Annotated in this window: 20 protein-coding genes and 1 pseudogene; 13 read left to right on the top strand and 8 right to left on the bottom strand. The window is 71.0% G+C overall.

The genetic code is table 11. From position 1 onward, the window contains the following. Positions 1-73: 73 nt before the first annotated feature. The 4 genes from MIAR_RS15095 (at position 74) to MIAR_RS15110 (ending at position 2,840) form a co-directional block, all read left to right on the top strand. Positions 74-541, top strand: coding sequence for an Lrp/AsnC family transcriptional regulator (locus MIAR_RS15095; RefSeq protein ID WP_285637646.1), 468 nt, complete (start codon positions 74-76; stop codon positions 539-541). Beyond that, on the top strand, positions 541-1,938 hold the full coding sequence (locus MIAR_RS15100) for an NAD(P)/FAD-dependent oxidoreductase (protein ID WP_285637648.1): 1,398 nt from the start codon (positions 541-543) through the stop codon (positions 1,936-1,938). The genes MIAR_RS15095 and MIAR_RS15100 overlap by 1 nt, the downstream gene beginning before the upstream one ends. Then, on the top strand, positions 1,935-2,291 hold the full coding sequence (locus MIAR_RS15105) for a cupin domain-containing protein (protein WP_285637650.1): 357 nt from the start codon (positions 1,935-1,937) through the stop codon (positions 2,289-2,291). Before MIAR_RS15100 ends, MIAR_RS15105 begins: the two co-directional genes overlap by 4 nt. A 123-nt stretch (positions 2,292-2,414) precedes the next feature. Further along, complete coding sequence (locus MIAR_RS15110; protein WP_285637651.1) at positions 2,415-2,840, top strand: VOC family protein; 426 nt, start codon at positions 2,415-2,417, stop codon at positions 2,838-2,840. Positions 2,841-3,010: 170 nt separating this feature from the next. Here MIAR_RS15110 and MIAR_RS15115 read toward each other — a convergent pair whose 3' ends face one another. Beyond that, complete coding sequence (locus MIAR_RS15115; RefSeq protein WP_285637653.1) at positions 3,011-4,585, bottom strand: PucR family transcriptional regulator; 1,575 nt, start codon at positions 4,583-4,585, stop codon at positions 3,011-3,013. A gap of 103 nt (positions 4,586-4,688) precedes the next feature. Between MIAR_RS15115 and MIAR_RS15120 the strand changes: the two genes are divergently transcribed. The 4 genes from MIAR_RS15120 (at position 4,689) to MIAR_RS15135 (ending at position 10,208) form a co-directional block, all read left to right on the top strand. After that, complete coding sequence (locus MIAR_RS15120; RefSeq protein WP_285637655.1) at positions 4,689-6,173, top strand: CoA-acylating methylmalonate-semialdehyde dehydrogenase; 1,485 nt, start codon at positions 4,689-4,691, stop codon at positions 6,171-6,173. Positions 6,174-6,186: 13 nt separating this feature from the next. Continuing rightward, the gene (locus tag MIAR_RS15125) at positions 6,187-7,572 is read left to right on the top strand and encodes an aspartate aminotransferase family protein (RefSeq protein WP_285637656.1); all 1,386 of its coding nucleotides are present in this window, start codon (positions 6,187-6,189) and stop codon (positions 7,570-7,572) included. 252 nt (positions 7,573-7,824) lie between these two features. Further along, positions 7,825-8,607: a nucleotidyltransferase domain-containing protein gene (locus MIAR_RS15130; protein ID WP_285637657.1), complete on the top strand. Its 783-nt coding sequence runs from the start codon at positions 7,825-7,827 to the stop codon at positions 8,605-8,607. Positions 8,608-8,771: 164 nt separating this feature from the next. Next, a complete protein-coding gene (locus tag MIAR_RS15135; RefSeq protein ID WP_285637658.1) occupies positions 8,772-10,208 on the top strand; it encodes a carboxylesterase/lipase family protein in 1,437 nt (478 codons plus the stop codon). Between the two features lie 176 nt (positions 10,209-10,384). On the opposite strand, the gene MIAR_RS15140 is transcribed toward MIAR_RS15135, so the two are convergent. Then, on the bottom strand, positions 10,385-13,855 hold the full coding sequence (locus MIAR_RS15140; RefSeq protein WP_285637659.1) for a bifunctional proline dehydrogenase/L-glutamate gamma-semialdehyde dehydrogenase: 3,471 nt from the start codon (positions 13,853-13,855) through the stop codon (positions 10,385-10,387). Between the two features lie 89 nt (positions 13,856-13,944). On the opposite strand from MIAR_RS15140, the gene MIAR_RS15145 reads away from it, so the two are divergent. Both MIAR_RS15145 and MIAR_RS15150 read left to right on the top strand, forming a co-directional pair. Continuing rightward, a complete protein-coding gene (locus MIAR_RS15145; RefSeq protein ID WP_285637660.1) occupies positions 13,945-14,838 on the top strand; it encodes a LysR family transcriptional regulator in 894 nt (297 codons plus the stop codon). Positions 14,839-14,933: 95 nt separating this feature from the next. After that, positions 14,934-16,679, top strand: a complete 1,746-nt coding sequence (locus MIAR_RS15150) for a PHP domain-containing protein (protein WP_285637662.1) — start codon at positions 14,934-14,936, stop codon at positions 16,677-16,679. Between the two features lie 10 nt (positions 16,680-16,689). Here MIAR_RS15150 and MIAR_RS15155 read toward each other — a convergent pair whose 3' ends face one another. The 6 genes and pseudogenes from MIAR_RS15155 to MIAR_RS15180 form a co-directional block, all read right to left on the bottom strand. After that, positions 16,690-17,619, bottom strand: coding sequence for a DNA-methyltransferase (locus tag MIAR_RS15155; protein ID WP_285637666.1), 930 nt, complete (start codon positions 17,617-17,619; stop codon positions 16,690-16,692). A 117-nt stretch (positions 17,620-17,736) separates the two neighbouring features. Next, on the bottom strand, positions 17,737-18,786 hold the full coding sequence (lplAB, locus tag MIAR_RS15160; RefSeq protein WP_285637668.1) for a lipoate-protein ligase LplAB: 1,050 nt from the start codon (positions 18,784-18,786) through the stop codon (positions 17,737-17,739). Between the two features lie 23 nt (positions 18,787-18,809). After that, positions 18,810-19,501 (bottom strand): annotated as a pseudogene (pnuC, locus tag MIAR_RS15165) (nicotinamide riboside transporter PnuC). An 8-nt stretch (positions 19,502-19,509) separates the two neighbouring features. Further along, positions 19,510-20,394: an alpha/beta hydrolase gene (locus MIAR_RS15170; protein ID WP_285637670.1), complete on the bottom strand. Its 885-nt coding sequence runs from the start codon at positions 20,392-20,394 to the stop codon at positions 19,510-19,512. 70 nt (positions 20,395-20,464) lie between these two features. Next, entirely contained in the window at positions 20,465-20,878 is a 414-nt protein-coding gene (locus MIAR_RS15175; RefSeq protein ID WP_285637672.1) for a PRC-barrel domain-containing protein, read from the bottom strand. A gap of 115 nt (positions 20,879-20,993) precedes the next feature. After that, the gene (locus tag MIAR_RS15180) at positions 20,994-21,752 is read right to left on the bottom strand and encodes a copper homeostasis protein CutC (RefSeq protein WP_285637674.1); all 759 of its coding nucleotides are present in this window, start codon (positions 21,750-21,752) and stop codon (positions 20,994-20,996) included. Positions 21,753-21,840: 88 nt separating this feature from the next. Between MIAR_RS15180 and MIAR_RS15185 the strand changes: the two genes are divergently transcribed. From MIAR_RS15185 to MIAR_RS15195, 3 genes are all read left to right on the top strand, one after another. Next, positions 21,841-22,272, top strand: coding sequence for a MarR family winged helix-turn-helix transcriptional regulator (locus MIAR_RS15185; RefSeq protein ID WP_285637676.1), 432 nt, complete (start codon positions 21,841-21,843; stop codon positions 22,270-22,272). 65 nt (positions 22,273-22,337) lie between these two features. Next, a complete protein-coding gene (locus MIAR_RS15190) occupies positions 22,338-23,669 on the top strand; it encodes an MFS transporter (protein WP_285637678.1) in 1,332 nt (443 codons plus the stop codon). Beyond that, positions 23,666-24,859, top strand: a complete 1,194-nt coding sequence (locus MIAR_RS15195) for a multidrug effflux MFS transporter (protein ID WP_285637680.1) — start codon at positions 23,666-23,668, stop codon at positions 24,857-24,859. The genes MIAR_RS15190 and MIAR_RS15195 overlap by 4 nt, the downstream gene beginning before the upstream one ends. The last annotated feature ends 21 nt before the right edge of the window (positions 24,860-24,880 follow it).

Here is a 24,880-nt window from a genome sequence, read left to right on the forward strand (position 1 = left end):
GAATCAGAAGAAAACTTCGCCCTAGACAATGGATTCGGTTGATTCGGTATTCATATAGTGTCAGAATCAGCACATGAGCGACAAGATGAAGAGCGTGGCGCTGGACGACGTCTCCAAGCGGATCATCGAACTGCTGCAGCAGGACGGCCGGCGCCCCTACGCCGAGATCGGCCGTGCGGTCGGTCTCAGCGAGGCGGCCGTCCGCCAGCGCGTGCAGCGGCTGACGGATGCCGGAGTCATGCAGATCGTAGCGGTCACCGATCCCCGTCAGCTCGGCTTCGCACGGATGGCGATGATCGGCATCCGCACCGCAGGGGATCCGCGCGAGGTCGCCGAGGCGGTGAAGGCGTTCGACGAGATCGCCTACGTGGTCGTGACGCTGGGCACCTTCGACGTGCTCGCCGAGGCGATCTGCGAGACCGATGAGGACCTGCTCGAGCTCGTCAGCAACCGCGTGCGCGCCATCCCGGGCGTCACGCACACCGAGAGCCTCATCTACGCGGGCCTTCACAAGGACTTCTACAACTGGGGCACGCGCTGATGGGCACCACCGTCTTCGAACGGTTCCGACCCGCGGATGCGGCGATCACCGCATCACTGCGGGACGCGAAGCACGCGCCGTTCTGGCTCGACGACGTCGAGCGTCCCTCCTACCCGGCACTCACGGGCGCCGCGCAGGCCGACCTCGTCGTCGTCGGAGGCGGGTACGTCGGTCTGTGGACCGCCGTGCGCGCCAAGGAACGCGATCCGCAGCGCTCGGTCATCGTGCTCGAGGCCGCGCGCGTCGGCTGGGCGGCGTCAGGCCGCAATGGCGGGTTCTGCGAGGCGAGCCTGACGCACGGCTACGAGAACGGCCTGAGCCGCTGGCCCGAGGAGATCGAGCAGCTCGAGCGCCTGGGCCTGGAGAACCTCGACGGCATCGAGCAGACCGTGCAGCGGTACGGCATGGATGTGGACTGGGAGCGCACCGGCCAGCTGGCGATCGCGACCGAGCCGCACCAGATCGAGTGGCTGGAGGGCGACGGCTTCCTCGACCAGGATGCCGTGCGCTCCGAGGTGCACTCCCCCACCTACCTCGCCGGCAACTGGGACCGTGAAGGCTGCGCCATGGTGCATCCGGCGAAGCTCGCCATCGAGCTGGCCCGGGTGGCCGTCGAGCTGGGCGTCGTGATCCACGAGCAGAGCCGGGTGACCGGCATCTCGGGCAACGGCCGTCAGACCGTGACCGTCGCCGGCGGCGCGACGGTGACCGCCGACCATGTGGCGCTCGCGACCAACGTCTTCCCCTCGCTGCTCAAGCGCAACCGTCTGATGACCGTCCCGGTGTACGACTACGCGCTGATGACCGAGCCGCTCACCGCCGAGCAGTACGACGCGATCGGCTGGAGGAACCGGCAGGGTCTGGCCGACAGCGCCAACCAGTTCCACTACTACCGGCTCAGCGCGGACAACCGCATCCTGTTCGGCGGCTACGACGCCATCTACCACTTCGGCGGCAAGGTGCGCGCCGAGTACGAGGAGCGGCCCGAGTCGTACCGCCGGCTCGCCTCGCACTTCTTCACGACCTTCCCCCAGCTGGAGGGGCTGAGGTTCACGCACCGCTGGGCCGGCGCGATCGACTCGTGCAGCCGGTTCTGCGCGTTCTACGGCACTGCCCGCGGCGGGCGCGTCGCCTATGCGACCGGATTCACCGGACTCGGCGTCGGCGCCAGCCGGTTCGGCGCCGACGTCATGCTCGACAAGCTGGCCGGGATGGAGACCGAGCGCACGCGGCTGAAGATGGTGCGCACCAAGCCCATCCCGTTCCCGCCCGAGCCGGCCGCGTCGATCGGCGTCAACCTCGTCCGCGCATCGATGGATCGCGCCGACCACAACGAGGGCAGGCGCGACCTGCTGCTGAAGACGCTCGACGCCGTCGGCATGGGCTTCGACTCGTGAGCGCGCTTCCGCTGGAGGTCGCGGGCGTCGTGACGGATGCTCTGTCGCCGGCGCTTCCGCACGGGCCGCTGCCTGCGGACGTGGTGCGCGAGGGCGCTCCCGGCACCGGCATCCGCGTGCTCGGCGCCTTCCGCGATGTGGAGCTCGGCATCTGGGAGATGAGCGAGGGCGCTGCCGTCGACACCGAGGCCGACGAGGTGTTCATCGTGCTGTCCGGCGCCGCGCGCGTCGACTTCATCGCACCGGCGCTGCCCTCGATCGAGGTGCGGACGGGGTCCGTCGTGCGGCTGACCGAGGGCATGCGCACCCTGTGGACCGTGCACGAGACCCTGCGCAAGGTGTACGTGGCCTGACGCCTTCCGAAGCGGAGGGTGCGGAGGTATGCTCACAGCGGGGACCTCGTCCGCGCGCCCAAGCGGCGCGGCGTTGTGCTGGGCCGACGCGAGGATGACAACACCCCGGAGCTGGGGCTCATCATGTTCGAGAAACTCAGGGCGACGGCCGTCCTTCCGGCGACAGACCTCGATCGCGCCAAGCGCTGGTGGCACGACGTGCTGGATCGCGACCCGGTCTACACGGACGCCGAATCTCAGAACCTGTTCTACGACGTCGGCGGCGCGGTGGTGCTGGTGTACCGCACCGATTTCGCGGGCACGGCGAAGAACACCGCCATCAACCTCGCGACCGACGACCTGGATCGCGATGTGGCGGCGCTGCGGGAACGCGGCGTCGAGTTCCACGAGTACGACTTCCCGGGACTCAAGACCGTAGACGGGATCGCGGATCTCGGCAGTGAACGCGGAGCGTGGTTCAGCGACAGCGAGGAGAACATCTTCGCCCTCGGCCAGCCATCGCCCGAGATGATGGAGCGCGTGATGGGCGGGACGCGCACCGACGGGTGAGGCCGACCCGCGCACGGCGGTCGGCGGCCTGGTCGCCGGCGCCACCGATTTCGAGCAGTTCAGCGCAGGCTGAACAGCGAATCACGGCCTGCTGGGGCGCCCGGACCGCGATGAACGGCTGAGCGCCGAGCGGCCAGCTGACGATCCCCCGAAACTGTCCTGGGAGATCGTCAGCGGCCGGAGGCCAGCAGCGCCAGGTGCAGGGCCGAGAGGGTCTCGCCGTCGTCGAGGTCGGCGCCCAGCAGGTCGGCGATCAGCGCGATGCGCTGGTAGAACACCGACCGCGAGAGATGAGAGGCTGCTGCCGCGGCCGTGCGGCTGCCGGGATGCGAGACGACCGCGCGCAGCACCCGCACCAGGTCGCCGTCGTGCTGCTCGTCGTGGCGGATGAGCGGGGCCAGCATGCGCTCGCTGTGCTCCTGCAGGCGGTGGTCGTCGCCGAGCTCGGTGACCAGCCGGGTCAGCGGACGGTCGTCGACCCGGCGCACCTCCCCTGCGCTCAGTCGAGCCGCGAGCAGTCGGGTCGGGCGCACGGAGGCCAGCAGCTCGGCGACCGTCGCGACGTCCGGCCCCACGGCGAGCCCGACGCCGGATGCCTCGGATGCCCGGCGCAGCAGGGCGGCTGCGAGCGAGACGGATGCCGAGACCAGCACGACGCCGTCGCCGCCGTGCACCGCCCCCAGCGCGCGGACGTCGAGATCGCGGCCTGAGGTCGACGCGCCACCTGTACTCGCTGCGCCGATCGCCGCGACCAGCGCACTGACATCCGCGGCATCCGCTCCCGCCGCGATCAGCACGCTGAGCACGCGCCCCCGCACCGGCAGTCCCGCCGCGTGAAGCCGGGCCGCCACATCGTCCGCGCCGGTGTGCCGCCCGTTCACGACCGCGTCGACGAGCTCGCGGGCCGGCAGCTCCGCCCACGCCTCCGGGCCGTCGGCCAGGCGCGCGAGCGCCAGCGCGGTCGCCGCGAGCTCGAGCACGGTCGTGCGCCCGGCGGGGTGCGCGGGCCCCGGCAGTGCCACCAGCGTCCCCCAGCGCACCCCTCGCGCCTCGACGGGCACGGCGAGGAGGCCGTCGCCGATGCGGGAGCGCGCCGGCCAGTCCGTCAGCACGACGGATACCGTGGCATCCCGCATGTCGGCGGTCACCACCTCGCGCCCGAGGGTCTCGAGCACCACCGGCGCCCCCAGCACCCGCGCGGTCTCGCGCACGACGGTGTCGGCGGGAGCCCCGCGCAGGGTGAGCCCGGTGAACAGCTCGTGCAGGCTCTGGCGCTCCTGCAGCGCCTCCAGCTGACCGGCGATGATCCGGCGGTGCACGGCCTCGGTGACGGCGACGAACTTGACCACCTGCTCCAGCGCGATCAGCGCCAGCCCGCGCGACCGGCACGCCGCGACCAGCGCCGGAGGCGCCACCGGGAAGCGCGCGCCCAGCTCCATCACGATGCCCGCGATGCCGGCATCCGCCAGGCTGTCGACCACGCCCCGCAGCGCGGCATCCGCACCCGGCCATCCCGCCGCGGTGGTGAGGAGCAGCTCGCCGCCGTCCAGCAGCTGCGCCACCTGATCGCTGTCGGAGACGTGCACCCAGCGCACCGGTGCGTCCAGCGCATCGCCGCCGACGAGCACCTGCGGGTCGCCGCGCAGCAGCACCTCAGCGTCGAGGACATCGCGTACGCGTGGCAGCGCGGCAGCATCCGGACGATCTGTCCGATTGTCGGCGAAGTCCTGACGATCTGCGGGCATGACGTCAGTCTCGCCGCTGTCAGCATGGGAAGCAAGCCGCCGGTCATTCTGTGCGGCCACCCGACGAGCACAACGTCCACGAACTCTCGATGAGGAGCATCCTGTGAGCACCATCCGCCACTTCATCGCCGGCACCGACGCCGGCGCAGCCGACCGCACTCTTCCGGTGTACGACCCCGCCACAGGCGAGGCGCACCGCCAGGTCGCCGCGGCCAGCACGGCGGAGGTCGAGCACGCGATCGCGGTCGCCAAGGAGGCGCAGCGCGCCTGGCGCTCATCGTCCCTCGTCAAGCGCGCCGACGTGTTCTTCCGGCTGCGCCAGATCCTCACCGAGCGCGCCGACGAGCTCGCCGCGATCGTCACCAGCGAGCACGGGAAGGTGCTCTCGGATGCCGCCGGCGAGGTCTCGCGCGGCATCGAGAACGTCGAGTTCGCCGCAGGCCTGCTGCACCACCTGAAGGGCGAGCGCGCCGAGCAGGTGTCCCGAGGAGTGGACGTGCACTCGGTCAAGCAGCCGGTGGGCGTGGTCGCCTGCATCACCCCGTTCAACTTCCCCGTGATGGTGCCGCTGTGGATGGTCGCGTCCGCGATCGCCTGCGGCAACGCCGTGGTGCTCAAGCCCAGCGAGAAGGATCCGTCGGCGGCGATCTGGCTGGCCAGGGCGTTCCAGGAGGCCGGCCTGCCGGATGGCGTGCTCAACGTCGTCAACGGCGACAAGGTCGCGGTCGACGCCCTGCTCGACTCCATGGAGATCGGCGCCGTGAGCTTCGTCGGCTCCACGCCCATCGCCCGCTCCATCTACGAGCGCGCCTCCGCGAACGGCAAGCGGGTACAGGCCCTCGGCGGCGCCAAGAACCACATGGTCGTCATGCCGGATGCCGACATCGACGGAGCGGTGACGGCCGCGATCTCGGCGGCGTACGGCTCCGCCGGCGAGCGCTGCATGGCCGTGTCGGTGCTGGTCGCCGTCGGCGACATCGCGGACGACCTGGTGGAGGGCATCCGCTCCCGCATCGGCGAGCTGCGCATCGGCCCCGGCACCGACCCGGCCAGCGAGATGGGCCCGCTGATCACCCGCGAGCACCGCGACAAGGTCGCCTCCTACGTGGCGGCCGCCGCCGCCGAAGGCGGCACGGTCGTGGTCGACGGCACGCAGCGCGCGTTCGAGGGCGACGGATTCTTCACCGGCGTCTCACTCATCGACAACGTCACCACCGACATGAAGGTGTACCAGGACGAGATCTTCGGGCCGGTGCTCTCGGTGGTCCGCGTGAACAGCTACGAGGCGGCCGTCGAGCTGATCAACGCCAACCGGTTCGGCAACGGCACCGCGATCTTCACCCGCGACGGCGGCACCGCCCGTCAGTTCGAGTACGACATCGAGGTCGGCATGGTCGGCATCAACGTGCCGATCCCCGTGCCGGTGGGCGCGTTCTCGTTCGGCGGCTGGAAGGACTCGCTGTTCGGCGACTCGCACATCTACGGCCCCGAGTCGATCGGCTTCTACACCCGCTCCAAGGTCGTCACCACCCGCTGGCCCGACCACACCCCCGCCCAGCTCGACCTCGGCTTCCCGAGCAACCACTGAAAGGCGCACGATCATGGCACAGTTCACCGACCGCCACGGCGTCACGCACCCTCTGCCCGCCCCTGAGGCAGAGGCCCAGGTGCGGGCCGATGACCGCGCTCACGTGTTCCACTCCTGGAGCGCGCAGGCGCTCATCGACCCGATGCCGGTCGCGGCGGGCGAGGGCTCGACGTTCTGGGACTACCAGGGCAACGCCTACCTGGACTTCTCGAGTCAGCTGGTCAACCTGAACCTCGGGCATCAGCATCCGGATCTCGTCGCCGCCATCCAGCAGCAGGCGGGGCGCCTGGCGACCATCCAGCCGGCCCTCGCGAACGACGTGCGCGGCGAGCTGGCCCGGCTCATCTCCGAGGTGGCCGGCGACGGCTTCGAGAAGGTGTTCTTCACGAACGGCGGAGCGGATGCCAATGAGTACGCGGTGCGCATGGCGCGCCAGACCACCGGCCGCCGCAAGGTGCTGTCGATGTACCGCAGCTACCACGGCTCCACGTCCACGGCGATCTCGCTGACCGGCGACCCGCGGCGCTGGGCGAACGAGGTCAGCGATGCGGGCGCGGTGCGGTTCTTCGGCCCGTACGCATACCGCTCCGCGTTCCACTCCGAGTCGGAGGAGCAGGAGGGCGAGCGCGCGCTCGCGCACCTGGAGCAGACCGTGCAGCTCGAGGGGCCGTCCACGATCGCGGCGATCATCATCGAATCGGTCGTCGGCACCAACGGCGTGCTCGCACCGCCGCCGGGCTACCTGCAGGGCGTGCGCGAGCTGTGCGATCGGTACGGCATCGTCTACATCGCCGACGAGGTGATGGTCGGCTTCGGGCGAGTGGGCGAGTGGTTCGGCTTCCAGGCCTACGGCGGGCAGCCCGACCTGATCACCTTCGCGAAGGGCGTGAACTCCGGGTACGTGCCGCTGGGCGGCGTGGTCATCTCGGACCGCATCGCAGCGCACTTCGACGAGGTCTCCTTCCCGGGCGGGCTCACCTACTCCGGGCATCCGCTGGCCTGCGCGGCCGGCGTGGCGACGTTCGAGGTGTTCCGCCGCGACGGCATCCTGGAGCGCGTGCGCGACCTGGGCGAGCGGATCGTCGAGCCGACCCTGCGCGGGTGGGCGGAGACGCACCCGAGTGTCGGAGAGGTGCGCGGCCGTGGCCTGTTCTGGGCTGTGGAGCTGGTGCGGGATCGCGAGACCCGCGAGCCGCTGGTGCCGTTCAACGCGGCGGGGGCGGATGCTGCGCCGATGGCGGCATTCGCCGCTGCCGCGAAGAAGGCGGGCGTCTGGCCCTTCGTGCACTTCAACCGCACGCACATCGCCCCGCCGCTGGTGATCACCGAGGAGGAGCTGGTGCGCGGCCTGTCCGCGATCGACGAGGCCCTGACCGTGGCGGACGGGTACACCGTCTGAGCGCAGCAGGCACCGCCTGACACGCAGCAGGATCGTCGAGACCCCCCTTGCCGTCGAGACCCCCAGGTACGGACGTCCGCAGCTGGGGGTCTCGACGCTATCCGGGGGTGTCGGCGGGCGCCGAGTCCCCCAGAGGGACGCGCGCCTCGGTTGCCCTCACACGGTGCTCCTGCAATGCTGGGTGCATGAACCTCTCGCTCTGACCCATTCCGCCGCGGCCGTCCGGCCCGCCCGTCAGAAGAGAGTTCACGCATGCCTGCTTCCGAGCACATCTCCGAGTTCATCGACCGCATCGCGGACACCTTGTACGCCCTTCCCGGCGTGGAGGCAGTCGCGCTCGGCGGTTCCCGCGCCCAGGGCGCGGAGCGCCCCGACAGCGACTGGGATGTCGCGGTCTACTACCGGAGCGGATTCTCGCCGGACTCCGTCAGAGCCCTGGGGTGGCCAGGTCAGGTCACCGATCTGGGCGGGTGGGGCCCGCTCTTCAACGGCGGCGGCTGGCTGACCGTAGACGGCCGCGCAGTCGACCTGCACTACCGCGACCTGACCCTCATCGAGCGCATCCATGCGGATGCCTGCCACGGCGACTTCACGATCGAGCCGCTGCTGTTCCATCAGGCCGGGATCCCGAGCTACATCCTGCTCGCCGAACTCGGCATCAACCGGCCGCTGCGCGGCTCCCTACCGGTCTGGGAGTACCCGCCCGCGCTGCGGGCCTCGGCTCCGCCGATCTGGTGGAACGGCGCCTACCTCACCCTCCACTACGCGGAGGCCGGCCACGCCCGGCACGGCCGGGTGGCGCAGTGCATCGGCCTGCTCAGCCAGGCGGCCTGCCGGACGGCGCACGCGATCCTCGCGCATCGCGGCGAGTGGGTCACGAACGAGAAGCGGATGCTGGATGCCGCGGGCCTTCGCGCCGTGGACCGTCTGGTCTCCGGCCTCGGCCCCGACTCGGATGCCCTCGTCCGCGCGGCGCGCGACGTGCGCGAACTCCTGACGAACGCAATCCGTGCGGAAGGCATCACCACGGACTGAGCGTGTCACGCGTGGGTGATGCGCGTGCTGCACGCCGCCGCCGACGGACTGCAGTCGGCCTGGATGCTCGACCACTCGATCGACATGGCGGCGGACCTCGAAGAGCTGCTGCGGGTGCTCCGCCCGGCCTGACAGCGACGGGATCCGGCGGTAGCCTGAACGCGATGGACGAGATCGCGCACACCGCCGAGGGGCCCGTCCGAGGAGTCGGTCGCGCCGACGGATCACTCGCGTTCCTGGGCATCCCCTACGCCGCTCCGCCGACGGGAAAGCGGCGCTTCCAGCCGCCGCAGCCGGTGACGCCCTGGACCGAGCCGCTCGATGCGACCGCCTACGGGCCGACGCCGCAGCGCCGCCCGGAGGACAATGCGATCATCCCCGAGCCGAGCGTTCCAGGCACGGCGACGCTGAACCTGAACGTGTTCACGCCTGCCCTCGACGGCGGCGCACCCGTGCTGGTCTGGATCCACGGCGGCGGCTACTCGGCGGGCTCCTCCGCGAGCCCGTGGTACGACGGCGCGTCGTTCACCCGCGACGGCGTCGTGCTGGTGACCATCTCGTACCGGCTCGGCTTCGACGGGTTCGGCGTGATCGACGGCGTCCCCGACAACCGCGGTGTGCGCGACTGGATGGCGGCGCTGGAGTGGGTGCGGCGCAACATCGCCTCCTTCGGCGGCGACCCGGGCCGCGTGACGATCGCGGGCCAGTCCGCCGGCGGCGGCGCCGTGCTCACGCTGTTCGGGATGCCTGCCGCACAGCACCTGTTCCACGCCGGGATCTCGATCAGCGGAGCACTCGGCGACCTGCCCCGCGAGCGCGCCCGGGCGCGCAGCGAGCTGCTCGCCTCGATGGTCGGATGCGAACCGACCCTGGAGGGCTACCGCGGCGTGAAGGAGCGCGCGCTCACCCGGCGCCAGTTCGAGGCATCCCTGCTCGGCAAGAAGGGAATGGCGGCCACCACCGCCACGCTCACCGACGGCCTCCCCTGGGGACCGGTGATCGACGGCGACCTCATCACCCGTCCGACGGTCGACTCGTTCGCCGCGGGGAACGGGGCAGGCAAGCCGCTGCTGCTGGGGGCCACGGACGACGAGTTCACCATGATCTTCGACAACGCGCCGCGGGCCCTCAGATGGGTGCCCGTCCCGCTCGCACTGCGCGTCGTGGAGAAGGCCGGCGCGCTGCGCCGCCGGTGGCGGCGGTCCAACCGTGCGCGGCGCGGCGCGGGGCCCGCGCTGGGGCGCTTCGTCACCGATCGCATCTTCCGCTCGCTGGTCGTGCGGGTCGCGGAGACGCGGCGGGATGCCGGCACCTGGGTCTACCGCTTCGCCTGGAGCTCTCCTGTGAACGGGTGGTCGCACCACTGCCTCGACGTGCCGTTCTGGTTCGACTGCCTCCGCGAGGAGCACGTCGCGAAGATGACGGGCGCGCACCCGCCGCAGTCGCTGGCCTCCGAGATGCACTCGGCGGCCGTCGCATTCGTGACCTCCGGTGATCCGGGTTGGCCGGCCTGGCGCAGCGAGCCGGGCATCACGCGGATCTTCGGCGATCAGCCCGCTCTCTCGCGCAGCGCCTACGACGACGCCCTGCCCCTGGTCTAGCAGCGGCGTCCTGTCCCAGAAGCGGAGGGTGCGCAGCATCCGCACCCGCCACTACTGCGACACAGGTTCCGTCCTGCCCGGATGCGCGCCAGGCACCGGCACGCGGATACGACGACGCCCTGCCGCAGGACCCAGAGCACCAGGGGCCTGCGACAGGGCGACGGGTTTGTCGCAGCTCAGCGCACCGGCTCGAGCAGCGGGATCTCGTAGCGGTGCGGCGTGCCGAAGCGGTGCGCGGTGACCGACACGGCCTGCTCGCGCAGGAAGGTGAGCAGCTCCACACGACCGGCGGCGACCACCGGGTTCGCGTAGATCGCCAGGCTCGGCGAGCCGTTCACGGCCGCGGCGGTCGCTGCGGCGGTGGTGCCGATCACGCGGACGCGACCGCCAGCGCCGGACAGGCGACGCGCGTGCGCGCCCCAGGCATCCGCATCCTCGGTCACGACGGTCACGCCGTGCGCACCCAGCCAGGTGACGACGGCGGCGGGCAGAGCGGATGCTGCGCTCACAGTGACGCGCGAGCGGGCCCGCAGGCCGGCGGCGACGACGCGCACCAGCTCGGCCATGCCCCTTCCCGCCATCGAACCCTGTCCCTCGTAGCGGACCGTGACCGGCAGCGCCTGGTAGCGCAGCGCGTTCTGCTCGGTGACCAGACCGGTCGCGTCGCGCACGACACCGAACTCGGTGCCCCACGCGTCGATGTCGGTGGCGAGCGCACCGCGCAGCCACGCGGCGTCGTCGCCCTCCACGAGCGCAGCGGCCGAGAGGCCCAGCTCGTCCAGCGGACGGGTGGTCTTCACCGGGGCATCCGTCCACTCCGACAGGCCGACGAGGTAGTTCGGGCCGCCGGCCTTGGAGCCGGCGCCGACGGCGGCCTTCTTCCAGCCGCCGAACGGCTGGCGCTGCACGATGGCGCCGGTGGTGCCGCGGTTGACGTACACGTTGCCGGCCTGGATGTTCGCCAGCCACTGCTGGATCTCGTCCTCGTCCAGCGAGTGGATGCCGCTGGTCAGGCCGTAGTCGATGTCGTTGACGATGTCGATGGCCTCGGTCAGCGTCTCGGCGGTCATGACGCCGAGCACCGGACCGAAGTACTCGACGCGGTGGAACTCGCTGCCGCGCTGCACGCCGTCGCGGATGCCGGGGGTCCACAGCTGGCCCGCGTCGTCGAGCTTGGTGGGCTCGAGCATCCAGGACTGGCCGGGGTGCAGCTCGGTGAGGGCGCCGAGCAGCTTGCCCTCGGCCGGGCCGATCAGCGGGCCGATGCGGTTGGAGCCGTCCTCGGGCATGCCCACCTCGTAGGCGCGCACGGCGTCGACCAGCTGGCGGCGGAAGCGCTCGGACTTGGCGGCGGAGCCGACCAGCACGACGAGCGACGCCGCCGAGCACTTCTGACCGGCGTGGCCGAATGCCGAGTAGGCGACGTCCTTGGCGGCGAGGTCCAGGTCGGCCGACGGGGTGACGATGATGGCGTTCTTGCCACTGGTCTCGGCGAGCAGGGGCAGGTCCTGGCGGAAGCCGCGGAACAGCTCGGCCGTCTCGTAGCCGCCGGTCAGGATCACGCGGCCCACGGCCGGGTCGCTGACCAGCTGTGTGCCCAGCTCGCGGCCGTCGAGCTGCACGTACTGCAGCACGTCGCGCGGCACGCCGGCCTCCCACAGCGCCTCGATCATGACGGCGCCGGAGCGGCGGGCCTGACGGGCGGGCTTGATGATCACCGGTGAACCGGTGGCCAGGGCCGAGAGGGTGGAGCCGGCGGGGATCGCGACCGGGAAGTTCCACGGCGGGGTGACCACGGTCAGGCCGACCGGGTGCATCTCGGCGCCGTCGACGTCGGCGAGCGCCTTGGCGCTCTCGGCGTAGTAGTGCGCGAAGTCGATCGCCTCGGAGACCTCGGGGTCGCCCTGCTCGATGACCTTTCCGGCCTCGGAGCCCATGACCTCGAGCAGCTCGGCGCGGCGCGCCTCGAGCACGTCGCCGGCGCGGTGCAGGATCTCCGCACGACCGGCGGCGCCGAGTGCGCGCCAGGCCTCGCCCGCGGCGACGGCGGTCGCGATGCGCTCGGAGACCTGCTCGGCCGTGGTGAGGGTGTTCGCGGCGACGGTGTCGTTCCCGAGGTTCGAGGCGACCATGCGGGCGCGGATCGCGTCGGCCCACTCGCGGTTGGCCGCCAGCGATGGGTCGGTGTCGGGCGTGTTCACGAAGCCGTCGCGCGGTGCCGGAGCTGCGGGCAGCTGACGGTTCTGCGTGCGGTTCGGGCCGGGCACCTCGGTCGGCATGGCGGCGACGGATGCCAGGAAGCGCTCCTTCTCGCGCTCGAACAGCTTCGGGTCGGCGTCGAGGTCGAACACGGCGGACATGAAGTTCTCGTGGCTCGCACCCTCCTCCAGACGGCGGATGAGGTAGGCGATCGCGACGTCGAACTCGTCGGGGTGCACCACCGGCGTGTAGAGCAGCAGCGAGCCGACGGTGCGCTTCACGACGGCGGCCTGAGCGGACGCCATGCCCAGCAGCATCTCGAACTCGATGCCCTCCTGCACGCCGCGCTTGGAGGCGAGCAGCCAGGCCATCGCGATGTCGAAGAGGTTGTGACCGGCGACGCCGATGCGCACGTTGCCGATGTGCTCGGGGCGCAGGGCGTAGTCGAGCACGGCCTTGTACGAGGCGTCGGACTCCTGCTTGGTCGACCAGGTGGCCAGCGCCCAGCCGTGCGACTCGGCGTCGACGGTCTCCATGGGCAGGTTGGCGCCCTTCACGACGCGCACCTTGATGGGGGCGCCGCCGTCGGCCACACGCTTGGCGGCCCACTCCTGCAGGCGGATCATGGCGGAGAGGGCGTCGGGCAGGTAGGCCTGCAGCACGATGCCGGCCTCGAGGTCCTTGAACTCGGGACGGTCGAGGATGCCGGTGAAGACCGCGATCGTGAGGTCGAGGTCCTTGTACTCCTCCATGTCGAGGTTGATGAACTTCTTGGGGCCGCGGGCGGGCTTGGCGGCGATCTCGTAGAGCGGGTGCAGCGCCTTGATGGCATGCGCGACGGCCTCGTCGAACGCCCACGGGCTGTGCGGGGCGACGGTCGAGGAGACCTTGATCGAGACGTAGTCCACGTCGTCGCGGAGCAGCAGGCGGCGGGTGCCCTCCAGGCGGCGGACGGCCTCGTCCTTGCCGAGGATGGCCTCGCCGAGCAGGTTGACGTTGAGCTTGACGCCCTGGGTCTCGCGGATGTGCTTGATCGCGGCGCCCAGCTTCTCGTCGCGGGCGTCGACGATCAGGTGGCGCACCATCTGGCGCAGCACGGCGCGTGCGGAGGGGACGACGATGCCGGGGAGCATGGTGGCGGTGGCGCCGCCCAGGCCGATCGCCCCCTTCATGATGCCGGGGAGGAAGGCGGGGGTCAGCGGCACGAGCTCCTTGAGCTTCGCGGCGGCGACCTTCAGGTCCTCGGGGCGCACGACGCCGTCGACGAAGCCGACGGTGAAGTCCAGGCCGTTGGGGTCGCGCAGCACGCCGGCGAGACGCTGGCCGGCGGCATCGACCGGAACCTCACGGCTGTCGACCAGCCACTTCTTGACGAGGGCGACGGCGTCGTCGGCCAGTTCGGCGAGGTCGTTGACGGATGCTTCGGAAGCGGACACAGGGGTGCTCATGCTCCCAGGATGCCGCGTTCGAACCTCTATGAAAAGCGATGATTGATGAAGGATAATGTTCGTTGTCATCGATGAATCGGGGGACGGGGATGTTCGAGCTGAGACGCCTGCGGCTGCTGCATGAACTGGCGCTGCGCGGCACGATCGCCGAAGTCGCCGCATCGCTCTCCTACTCCCCCTCGACGGTGTCGCAGCAGCTCTCGCTGCTGGAGCGCGAGGCCGGCGTCGCCCTGCTGGAGCCGGACGGCCGTCGGGTGCGGCTGACGCCGCAGGGGCGGATGCTGGCCGAGCACGCAGCACGCGCTCTGGAGCTCGACGAGGCGGCCCGAGCAGCGCTGGCCGCGCACGCCGGCTGGGAGACCGTGCGGCTGTCGGCGATGCCGACGGCGGCGGAGACCATCGTTCCGGCGGCGCTCACCGTGCTCGCGGAGCGCGCACCGGGGCTGCGCGTGGAGCTGGCCGAGCTGCCGCCCGAGGAGAGCCTGTTCGAACTGTGGGCCCGCCGGTTCGACCTGGTGATCGCCGAGCAGTACCCGGGGCACACCCGCGAACTGCGCGACGGCGTGGTGCACGATCTTCTGGGCGAGGACCCGATCCGGATCGTGCTCCCCCCCGCCGAGCGCCCGACGCCACTGCCCGACCTGCGCGACCGCGCCTGGGTGATGGAGCCAGAGGGCACGGCCGCCCGGCAGTGGGCGGTGCAGCAGTGCCGGGCGGCGGGGTTCGAGCCCGACATCCGCTATGAGGCGGCCGACCTGACCGCGCACGTGCGACTGGTGGCATCCGGTCACGCCGTCGGCATGCTGCCCGATCTGATCTGGGGCGACGAGCCGAGCCCGCTGACGGTCGCAGAACTGCCCGGCTCCCCCGTGCGCGAGGTGTTCACCGCCGTGCGCGCGTCGTCGCGCGCCGACGAGTCCGTCGCGCTGGTGCGCACCGCCCTGCGCGAGGCCTTCACCGCGCACCACCGCGTCGCGCCCTGAGCCGGCGGGCGGTCACGGGACGGACATCCGATGTTTCCTCCTCGTCCATCCACGGTGCCTAGTGTCCCGAGGGTCCCGACCCCGAAGGAACCCTCATGTGCGACCACGACGCGCCCATCTCCCGTCCGATCGACGCCGACGCTGAGCTGGCCCGGCTCGGATTCTCCCGCCGCGGCATGCTTCGGGCCGCGGGCATCGCCCTCGCCGCGGGAGGGCTGTCGGCAGTGGTCGGCGAGGCCACGACCGCCTCGGCCTCGGCCGCCGCCGGCCGTCCGCAGACCGCTCCCCCGCTGACCTGGCTGGTCGGCGATCACCACGTGCACACGCAGTTCAGCCATGACGCGAAATACCGGATGGCGCAGCAGCTCGACGCCGCGCAGCGCTACGGCGTCGACTGGCTCGCGTTCACCGAGCACAGCAACTTCGCCCACGCGGAGCGCGGGCTGCCGACCGCGCGCGAGCAGATCCAGCGCGAGCGCGACGCACGGCGCATGCTGATCTTCCAGGGACTGGAGTGGTACATCCCCGGCGCCGAGCACGCCTCGGTGCTGGTGGCGCCCGGCACCGACGACGCGCGTGTGCTGCGTGCGTTCGAGCTGGCCTGGGACGGCAAGCTCAACGGCTGGGAGCGTCCGGCGAATGCCGCACAGGCGGCCGACTTCCAGCGCAGGGCCGCCGAGGCGATCGCCTGGCTCGGCGCGCAGAAGCGGGCCGGCCTCATCGCGGATGCCGTGGCGCTCGCCAACCACCCGATGCGCCTGGGCATCGACTCCCCGCACGAGATCCGCGCCTGGCGCGACGCCGACCCGCACATCATGATCGGCATGGAGGGCGCTCCCGGCGCCCAGGGCTCCGCGATCAGCCAGTACTCGGGTCCGGGCGATCAGCGCGGCGAGTACGTCAACGCCCCGCGTCCGGACAGCTGGCCCGGGTACCCCGCCGACGCGTACCGGCCCTATGGCGGGTTCGACTGGGCGACGGCGACGGTCGGCGGGCTCTGGGATGCCCTGCTCGCCGAGGGCCGGCCCTTCTGGATCACCTCCAACTCCGACAACCACCTGACGGTCAAGGACACCTGGCGGATCGGCGACTACCCGGCGGGCGAGCCCTACGCGAGCCTGCCGAACGAGTTCGACCGCTGGGCTGTGCTCGGCAAGCGCCCCGACCCGGTCGACACCGGGGTGCCGCAGGGCGGCAGCGACTTCTGGCCTGGACAGTTCTCCCGACTGCACACCGGCGTCACCTCGCGCACATACGCGGGCGTGCTCGATGCGATGCGCCGGGGCCGCATGTGGGTGGACCACGGCCACCTGCTCGCCGGGCTCGACGTGCAGGCGCAGGCCACCATGCCCGGCAAGGGCCACGGCCGCGGCAACGGTGCGGGCAACGGCTGGGGCAACGCGGCAGGGCGCTCAGCCACCCTCGGCGACACCCTCACGGCGCGCCGCGGACAGGACGTGGTCGTGACGATCACCGTGTCCACCACCGAGTACGCCAACGCCGCCGGCATCCGCCCCGAGCTCGCGCACGTCGACCTGATCGCGGGCCCGGTCACGGGACCTTCGACGGATGCGGATGCCGTGCGCGCCCCGGAGACCCGCGTCGTGCGGCAGTTCGACACCACCGGACGCCGGGGCACCTTCACGCTGACGCACGTGTTCGAGAAGGTCGACCGCCCGTTCTACGTGCGCTTCCGCGGCAGCGACGGCAACCGCAACGGCGTCGGCTACCACGGCGCCTCGGTCGATCCTGCGGGGCCCCTGCGGCACGGGGACGGCGAGGGCGACCCGTGGAAGGACACCTGGTTCTACGCGAACCCGATCTTCGTGCAGGTGGGCTGACGGGCGGCGCTCAGAGCGCGCGCACGGTCGCGTGCGGCATCCGCTCGCGCATGACGCGCACCGCCTCGGGGTTGTGGTCGACGAGCACGGCGTCGCGGCCGAGGGCGGATGCCACCGCACCGGTCGTGCCCGATCCGGCGAACAGGTCGAGCACCCTGTCGCCCGGTCGTGACGACGCCTGCACGATGCGGCGCAGCACGCCCTCGGGCTTCTGCGTCGGGTACCCGGTCTTCTCGCGTCCCGTGGTCGGCACGATCGTGTGCCACCAGACGTCGGTGGGCAGCTTGCCGCGGGCGGCCTTCTCGGCCGTGACCAGACCCGGAGCCATGTAGGGCTCACGGTCCACGGCATCCGAGTCGAAGAAGTGCCCGCCGGGCGTCTTGACGTAGACCAGGATCGTGTCGTGCTTGGTGGGCCAGCGCCGTCGCGACTTGGCCCCGTAGTCGTAGGCCCAGATCAGCTCGTTCAGGAACGCGTCGCGGCCGAACACCGCATCCAGCATGACCTTGGCGTAGTGCGCCTCGCGGTAGTCCAGGTGCAGGTACAGCGTGCCGTCGTCGGCGAGCAGCCGCCAGGCCTCCTCGAGCCGCGGCATGAGGAAGTCGCCATAGTCGTCGAAGCGGTCGTCGTAGGCGCGCAGCATTCCCCGCACGCGTTCGTAGGCCAGGCCGTGGAATCCGTGCCTGACCTCCCTCTCGCCCGCGCGCCCGCCAGAACTCCGGAGATCCGTGGCCGAACCGGGCGATCCCGCGGCATCCGCGCCGGTTTCGGCCGCATTCTCCGGAGTTGTGTCCGCCCGCCGGGCCGTCACGACCTGCCGTTCCTGCGCACGGCCGGTGTTGAACGGCGGGTCGAGGTAGACGAGGGAGAAGGATCCGGATGCCAGGGTGCCGGCCGCCTCGAGGTTGTCGCCCTCGATGATCTCGACCGAGCCGGGCATTGCGGGCGCTTCGCGCGGAGATGTGCGCTTCATGCGGACGGAATCCGAGGGCTGATCCGCGGCAGGCGCACTTTCCCGCGCGAGGCGCTCGGTGTCAGCGCTCACTGCGCGCCGCGTTCACGGAACACGGTGCAGCCACGCATCGGTGGCGAACTTCGACTCGACCAGGGCCTCGGCGTCCGCATACTCATCCGCCGTGATCGCACCGTCCTCGGCGCCGGTCAGCGCGCGGAACGTCTCCTTGAAGCGCTCGATGATCTCGCTGCGCTCCATGCCGGTCTGGGTGCGCAGCGGATCGACGCGCTTGGCAGCGGAGGTGGTGCCCTTGTCGCTGAGCTTCTCGCGGCCGATGCGCAGCACCTCGGTCATGGTCTGGCCGTCGATGTCGTACGAGATGGTCGCGTGGTGCAGCACGCCGCCGTTCGCGAGACGCTTCTGCGCGGCGCCGCCGATCTTGCCGGTGGGCGAGGCGATGTCGTTGAGGGGCTGGTAGGTCGCGTCGATGCCGACCGAGCGCAGCGCCTGCAGCACCCAGTCGTCGAGGAACGCGTAGGAGTCGGCGAAGGTCATGCCCTGCACGAGGGATGCCGGCACGTAGAGCGAGTAGGTGATGATCTGGCCCGCGGCCATCATCATCGCGCCACCGCCGGAGATCCGGCGCACGACGTCGAAGCCGTGGCGAGCCGCGCCCTCCGGGTCGACCTCGTTGCGGTACGACTGGAACGAGCCGATCACCACGGCGGACTCGTCCCACTCCCAGATGCGCAGCGTGGGACGGCGGCGCCCCTCGCCCACGCGCGAGGTGAGCACCTCGTCGAGCGCGAGGTTCATCCGAGGCGAGACAGCCTTCTCGTGCACGATCTCCCAGTCGAAGTCACGCCAGCCGGGAGCGGTCACCAGGGCGCGGCGCACCACCGTGCCGACCGCCTCGGGGGTGAAGCCCAGCAGCTGCGCGCCGTCGGGCAGCGCACCGCGCACCGCGGCGGCGATCGTGGAGACGTCGGCTTCGACGGGCATCCCCTCGACGGCGGCGTTGATCGCCTCCAGTGCCGTGTCCGGCTCGAGGAAGAAGTCTCCCGCGAGGCGGAAGTCGCGGATCAGTCCGTCTTCGACCTCGAGGTCGACGACGACGAGCTTGCCACCGGGAACCTTGTACTCACCATGCACCGCTCCAGCTTAACGGCGCGCTCTCAGGCGCGGACGGTCGGGTCGGGCAGGCCGGTGTCGATGCGGGGCTTGTCACCGCGCGACGCCTTCATCCACACGAAGAAGCCGACGATGGTGAAGCCGCCGTAGAACAGGTACATGAACGCGGTCGCGTAGTAGCCGGCCGAGAACAGCAGCGGCACGCCCACAGCATCCACCGCGACCCAGATCAGCCAGAACTCGACCCATCCCTTGGCCATCGCCCAGGTCGCCAGCAGCGACCCGACGAAGGTCCAGGCGTCGCTCCACACCGGCTCGTACGAGCCCAGCATCCGGAAGATCGGGGTCAGGCCCGCCGTGCCGACGAGCAGCGCGCCGATCAGCAGCACGCGCGTGCGCCCCGAGGCCCAGCGCGGCACGATCGCGTGCCCCTCGCCGTCTCTCGCCTGCTTCCAGCGCACCCAGCCGTAGATCGAGACGGCGATGAACATCACCTGCCGGCCGGCCTGGCCGAACAGGTTCGCGGTGTGGTCGGTGCCGAACACGCTGCCCAGGAACACCGTCAGGAGCAGGGCAGGGCGTTGCCGATGATCCCCACGGGCCAGGCCCACAGCCGGCGGCGCATCGCGCCGAGAGCGGATGCCAGTCCGAAGACGTTCCCGACCACCTCGCGCACCAGGAGCGACGACGATCCGACGGGGATCTGCGCGTTGAAGGCGTCCAGCAGCCAGTGCAGGACCTCGCTCACCGAGTGCTCGCGGCGGGGACGTGCCTGTCGAGCCAGGCGAGCACGTCGGCGCGCACCTGATCCTGCTGCAGCTCGTTGAAGATCTCGTGCCGGGCGTCGGCGTAGACGAGCGTGGTGACGTCGCTCAGGCCGGAGCGGTTCCGGTACGCGTCCGCGAGCTTGTGCACGCTGTGCGGCCCGCCGACCGGGTCGTCACGGCCGACGAGCAGCAGCACCGGCACGTCCCTGCCGAGGTCCTTCTTCGGCCGTCCGTACATGCGCGCCGCCTCGATCGGGCCGAAGAGCTTCAGCAGCGGGGTCTCGACCGTGAGGGGGTCGTCGTGGAAGGCCTGCCACACGGCCGAGTCGCGCGAGAGCCACTCCAGGCCGTCGGCGTCCGGCCCGTCCCACTGCTTGTTCAGGGGCAGCGGATTCATGTCGGTCGGGGTGCGGTACGCGGAGCCGGAGAGGATCACAGCCGAGTAGGCCTCCGGATGCTGGTTGAACAGCATCTGCGAGAGGAACGACCCCCAGGAGTGCCCGAGCAGCACGATCGGGAGCCCGGGACGCTCGCTCTGGATGACCTGCGTGAGCTGCCAGCATGCCGCGACGGTAGCCCGCATGCCGCCCTTGCCGAGGTGGCCGAGCCTTGCGGGGCCGTTCCACTGCCGGATGCCGGTGCGCCCGTGCCCGCGGTGATCGTCGGCGTACACGTGGAAGCCCGCGGCCGTGAGCTCGGCGATGAGCGCCTCGTACCGGCCCGCGTGCTCGCCGACGCCGTGCAGCAGCTGCACGACTCCTCTCGCCTCGCCCTGCGCCTCGTACACGTCGTAGACGATCGCGATGCCGTGGGCGTCGGTGAACTCCGCTGTTCTCTTGGCGACGCTGCTCTCAGAAGACATGCCCCGAGTCTACGGATGCCGGGCGGCCGGCATCCGCTCGTTTCGCAGCGACGCCGCGGGCCGCGAGCGCTCAGCGGTGGAACGGGTACATCGGATAGACGTAGCCGGCCGACCAGAACGGCGCGAGGCCGTAGTAGCCGAACACGTCCTCGTTGTACGCGACGTCGTTGATCAGCTCGGGGTCGTAGGCGGGGGCGGAACGCAGCTTTTCCCGGCTCTGATCGATGCGCACCTCGTGCTCGGTGACGTCGGTCACGGCGTCCACCGGGATGTAGGACTTCTGCTCGCCGAGACCCAGGAACCCGCCCGATCCGACGACCAGGAAGCGCACCTTCTCCTCGGCGGTGTCGACGAGGAGGTCGTCGACCTTTCCGAGGTCCTCGCCCCCGACGTCCTTGACGTCGCGGCCGCGGATGTCGTCTTCCTTCGCGAGGGTCTTGTCGCTGTCGCCGAGGGCGATCAGCTCGTGCTCGTTGACGTTCATGGCACTCTCCTTCCAGGTCGTGAAACCTTCTCAGGAGATGCCGCGTCAGGGCAGGGGCTGGCCTCGCCCGAGCAGGCGGAGTAGCCTCAGCGGTGCGGCGTGCGGTCGCGCCGTGTCAGGCCGCGGACGTCTCCGCGGCGCGCAGAGCGGCGACGATCGCGAGCGCCGTCTCGCGGTCGGTGACCTCGTATCCGCCGACACCGTCGCTGGCGGATCCCATCCGCACACCCCCGTCGGCGTGAACCGTGCGCTTGGCCGAGAAGTGCACGGCGTCGACCCCGGTCGCGGCGATGGCGGCGACGGTGTCGACGTCGATGCCGCTGCCCGCCATGACCTCGATGCCGCCGGCGGCCTCGGCGACCAGCGCCCGCAGCGTCTCGATCCCGTCGATGGCCTGCGAGGCGCCGCCGGAGCTGAGCACGCGGCGCATGCCGAGCTCGCGCGCCGTCCGCAGGGCGGCGATCGGGTCGGGGGTCACATCGATCACGCGGTGCAGCGTGACGGATGCTCCGCGTGCGGCGTCCACGATGCGCGCGAGCGCCTCACGGTCCAGCGCGCCTGTCTCGTCCTGGCATCCGACGACCACGCCGTGGGCGCCGGCGGCGAGCACGTCGCGTACGTCGTGCACGATCACGTCGATGGCGTCCGCGCTGTACTGGAATCCGCCGGCGCGCGGGCGGATGAGCACGTGCACCTCGGGCCCGCCGTCGCCGACGGCGGCGAGCACGCTGCGCAGGGTCCCCCGTGACGGGGTCAGTCCGCCCAGCGCGAGTGCCTGCGCGAGCTCGATGCGTGCGGCTCCTGCCTCGCGGGCGATGCGCGCCCCGGCGGGGTTCTGGACGGCGAGTTCGAACGCGAGGGGCACGAGAAGCATTTTCGCACTCGGAGGCCTGATTCCCAAGATGGTGAACATTATTTTCATGCTTCCCCATCGCGACAAACTTAGTTAGGCTATCTAAGTAATGACCGAGGACTTCGCCGCCACCGCATCCGAGCTCCGATTCGCCCTCTTCCGTCTGACCCGACGCCTGCGCAGCGTCCGCGCCTTCGACGCGATGAGCGATGCCCAGCTCGCCGCTCTCGGCGCGCTCCGCGCACACGGACGACGCACCCTCTCCGGCCTCGCCGAGCACGAGCGGGTCACCGCCCCCACGATGAGCGCGACCGTCAACGGCCTCGAGGAGCTCGGCCTCGTCGTTCGGGTTCCGGACGAGGACGACCGCCGCCGCGTCTACGTCGAGATCACCGCCGAAGGCGAGAAGGTCGTCATCGCGACGGTCCGCCGCCGCGACGAGGCCCTGGCCGACATGATCACCGGTGTCGGTCTCGACGCCGACGAGCTCGCCGTGCTGCGCGCGGCCGCCCCCGTTCTGCGGAAGCTGGCCGAGTCATGATCCCCACGCCTTCTCGCCGCGTCGCTGTCGCGCCGCGCCGAGCCTCCGGGCGCGGGGTCCCCGCGATGTTCCGCTCCTTCCGTTCGTTCAACTACCGCACGTGGTTCCTCGGTGCGATCGTCTCGAACATCGGCGGCTGGATGCAGTCGACGGCCCAGGACTGGGTGGTGCTCACGGAGCTGACCCACAACGACGCCGCGGCCATGGGCGCGACCATGGCCCTGCAGTTCGGCCCTCCGCTCGTACTGGTGGGACTGACCGGGTGGGTCGCTGACCGGTTCGACCGGCGCAAGATCCTGCTGGCCACCCAGACGGCCCTGATGGTGCTGGCGATCGGGGTCGGTGTGCTGCTGCTGACCGGCATCCTGACCCTGCCGCTGATGCTGTGCTTCGCCGCGGCCTTCGGCGTGACCAACGCGTTCGACGCCCCCGCCCGTCAGGCGTTCGTGTCGGACATGGTCAGCGTCGAGGACACCTCGAACGCCGTCGCCCTGAACTCGGCGTCGTTCAACATGGCCCGCCTGATCGGCCCGGCCGTGGGCGGAATCGCGATCGTGGCGCTCGGATCCGGCTGGGTGTTCATCGCGAACGCGGTGACGTTCCTGGCGATGCTGATCGCGCTCCTCCTGATCCGCAGGGGCGAGCTGAACCCGCGGGTGAAGAGCGGACGGAAGGGCGGTGGGCTGGCTGCCGGGGTGCGGTACGTGCTCAGCCGGCCCGATCTGAAGGTCGTCTTCGTGATGGTCTTCCTGCTCGGCGCGTTCGGCATGAACTTCCCGATCTTCGCGTCGACCATGGCACTGGAGTTCGGGGAGGGCGCCGCGGGCTACGGCGTGCTCAGCTCGGTGCTCGCCATCGGTTCGCTCGCGGGAGCATTGCTGGCGGCCCGACGCGACCGGGCCCGCGTGCGGGTGATCGTGCTGTCGGCAGCGGGCTTCGGCGCCGCCTCGCTGGTCTCGGCGACCATGCCCGTGTACTGGATGTACGGCGCCGTGCTGGTCTTCGTCGGTTTCTCGACGGTCACGATGCTCACCACCGCGAACGGATACGTGCAGACGACGACGGATGCCGCGCTGCGCGGCCGCGTGCTGGCGCTGTACATGGCGGTGGTGATGGGCTCCACACCTATCGGCGCGCCGATCGCCGGCTGGGTCGCCGACACCTTCGGGCCGCGGATGGCCATCACCGTGGGCGGTGTCGCAGGTCTCTTCGCAAGTGCGATCGGCCTGGCCTGGATGCTCTGGTCGGGGCGGCTGCACCGCGCCGAGCGCACCCGGTTCCTGCTCACTCTCGACGAGACGCGGCCACTGCAGGTGGTCAGGGCGATGTCGACGTCGTTCGATGAGAAGTCCGCGGCGACCACGCCGATCCAGCTGCCGCGCAAGAACACGGAGTGACCGTGCGGCAGCATCCGCGCTCGCTCATGCTGGCGCTCGGCGCACTGACCGCGTTCGGGCCGATCTCCCTCGACGTCTACCTGCCGTCGCTCCCCCAGCTCGGCGCCGAGTTCTCAGCATCCGAGTCGCTCAGCCAGCTGACGATGAGCGCCTGCATGATCGGGCTCGCCCTCGGTCAGCTGCTGTGGGGGCCGATCAGCGACAGGTACGGCCGGCGGATGCCGCTGATCCTCGCGATCGCGGGGTTCACCGTGACCTCGGTGGCGTGCACCTTCGCGCCCTCGATCGAGGTGCTGATCGGCATCCGGGTGGTGCAGGGGCTGTGCGGGGCGGCCGGCATGGTCATCGCCCGGGCTGTCGTGCACGACCTGTTCTCGGGCGCCGACGCGGTGGCCGCGTTCTCGACGCTCGCGGCGGTGATGGGCGTGGCCCCCGTGCTCGCCCCGCTGGTCGGCGGCGTCGTCGCGTCGTTCTCCGGCTGGCGCGGTGTCTTCGTCGCACTCGCGGTGATCGGCCTGCTGCTGCTGGCCGTGGCGGCGTTCGCGGTGCCGGAGTCGCTGGATGCGGGTCACCGCACGACCGGGGGCCTGATGAACGACTTCCGCGGGATCGGCGCCGCGCTGCGGAACGGTCCGTTCCTCGTGGCGGCACTGACGCTCGGCGTCGCCTCGATCGCGCTGTTCACCTACCTGCAGCTGTCGCCGTTCGTGCTGCAGACCCAGTACGGGCTGAGCGCGCAGGGCTTCGCGGTGGTCTTCGCGGTGAACGCCGTCGGCATCACCGTGTCCGCCAACCTCAACCGCCGGCTGGCGCGCCGGGTACCGGGTGCACGGATCGTGCGCTGGTCGCTGTCGATCGGCGTCGCCGGCGCGCTCGCCCTGACGCTGGCGGGCGCGCTGGACTCGCCGCTGCCCTGGCTGCTGGTGCCGCTGTTCGTCGCGGTCAGCATGCAGGGCCTGAACAACCCGGCGCTGACCGCGATCGCGCTCGGACACATCCGGCACAGTGCGGGGTCGGCGTCCGCCGTGCTCGGCACGATCTCGATGCTGCTGGGCGCTTTCGCGCCGCCTCTGCTGTCGCTGTTCGGGGTCACCGCGACGACGCTCGGGGCGACCATGCTCGCCGCCTTCGCGGTGGCACTGGCGCTCGTGGTGTTCACAGGGCGGCCACGAGATCTTACGGATTCGTGAGATCTGGCCGCGGGAGCTGTC

Origin of the sequence: Microbacterium arabinogalactanolyticum (genome assembly GCF_030268005.1) — a bacterium.
GTDB classification, from domain to species: Bacteria; Actinomycetota; Actinomycetes; order Actinomycetales; family Microbacteriaceae; genus Microbacterium; species Microbacterium arabinogalactanolyticum.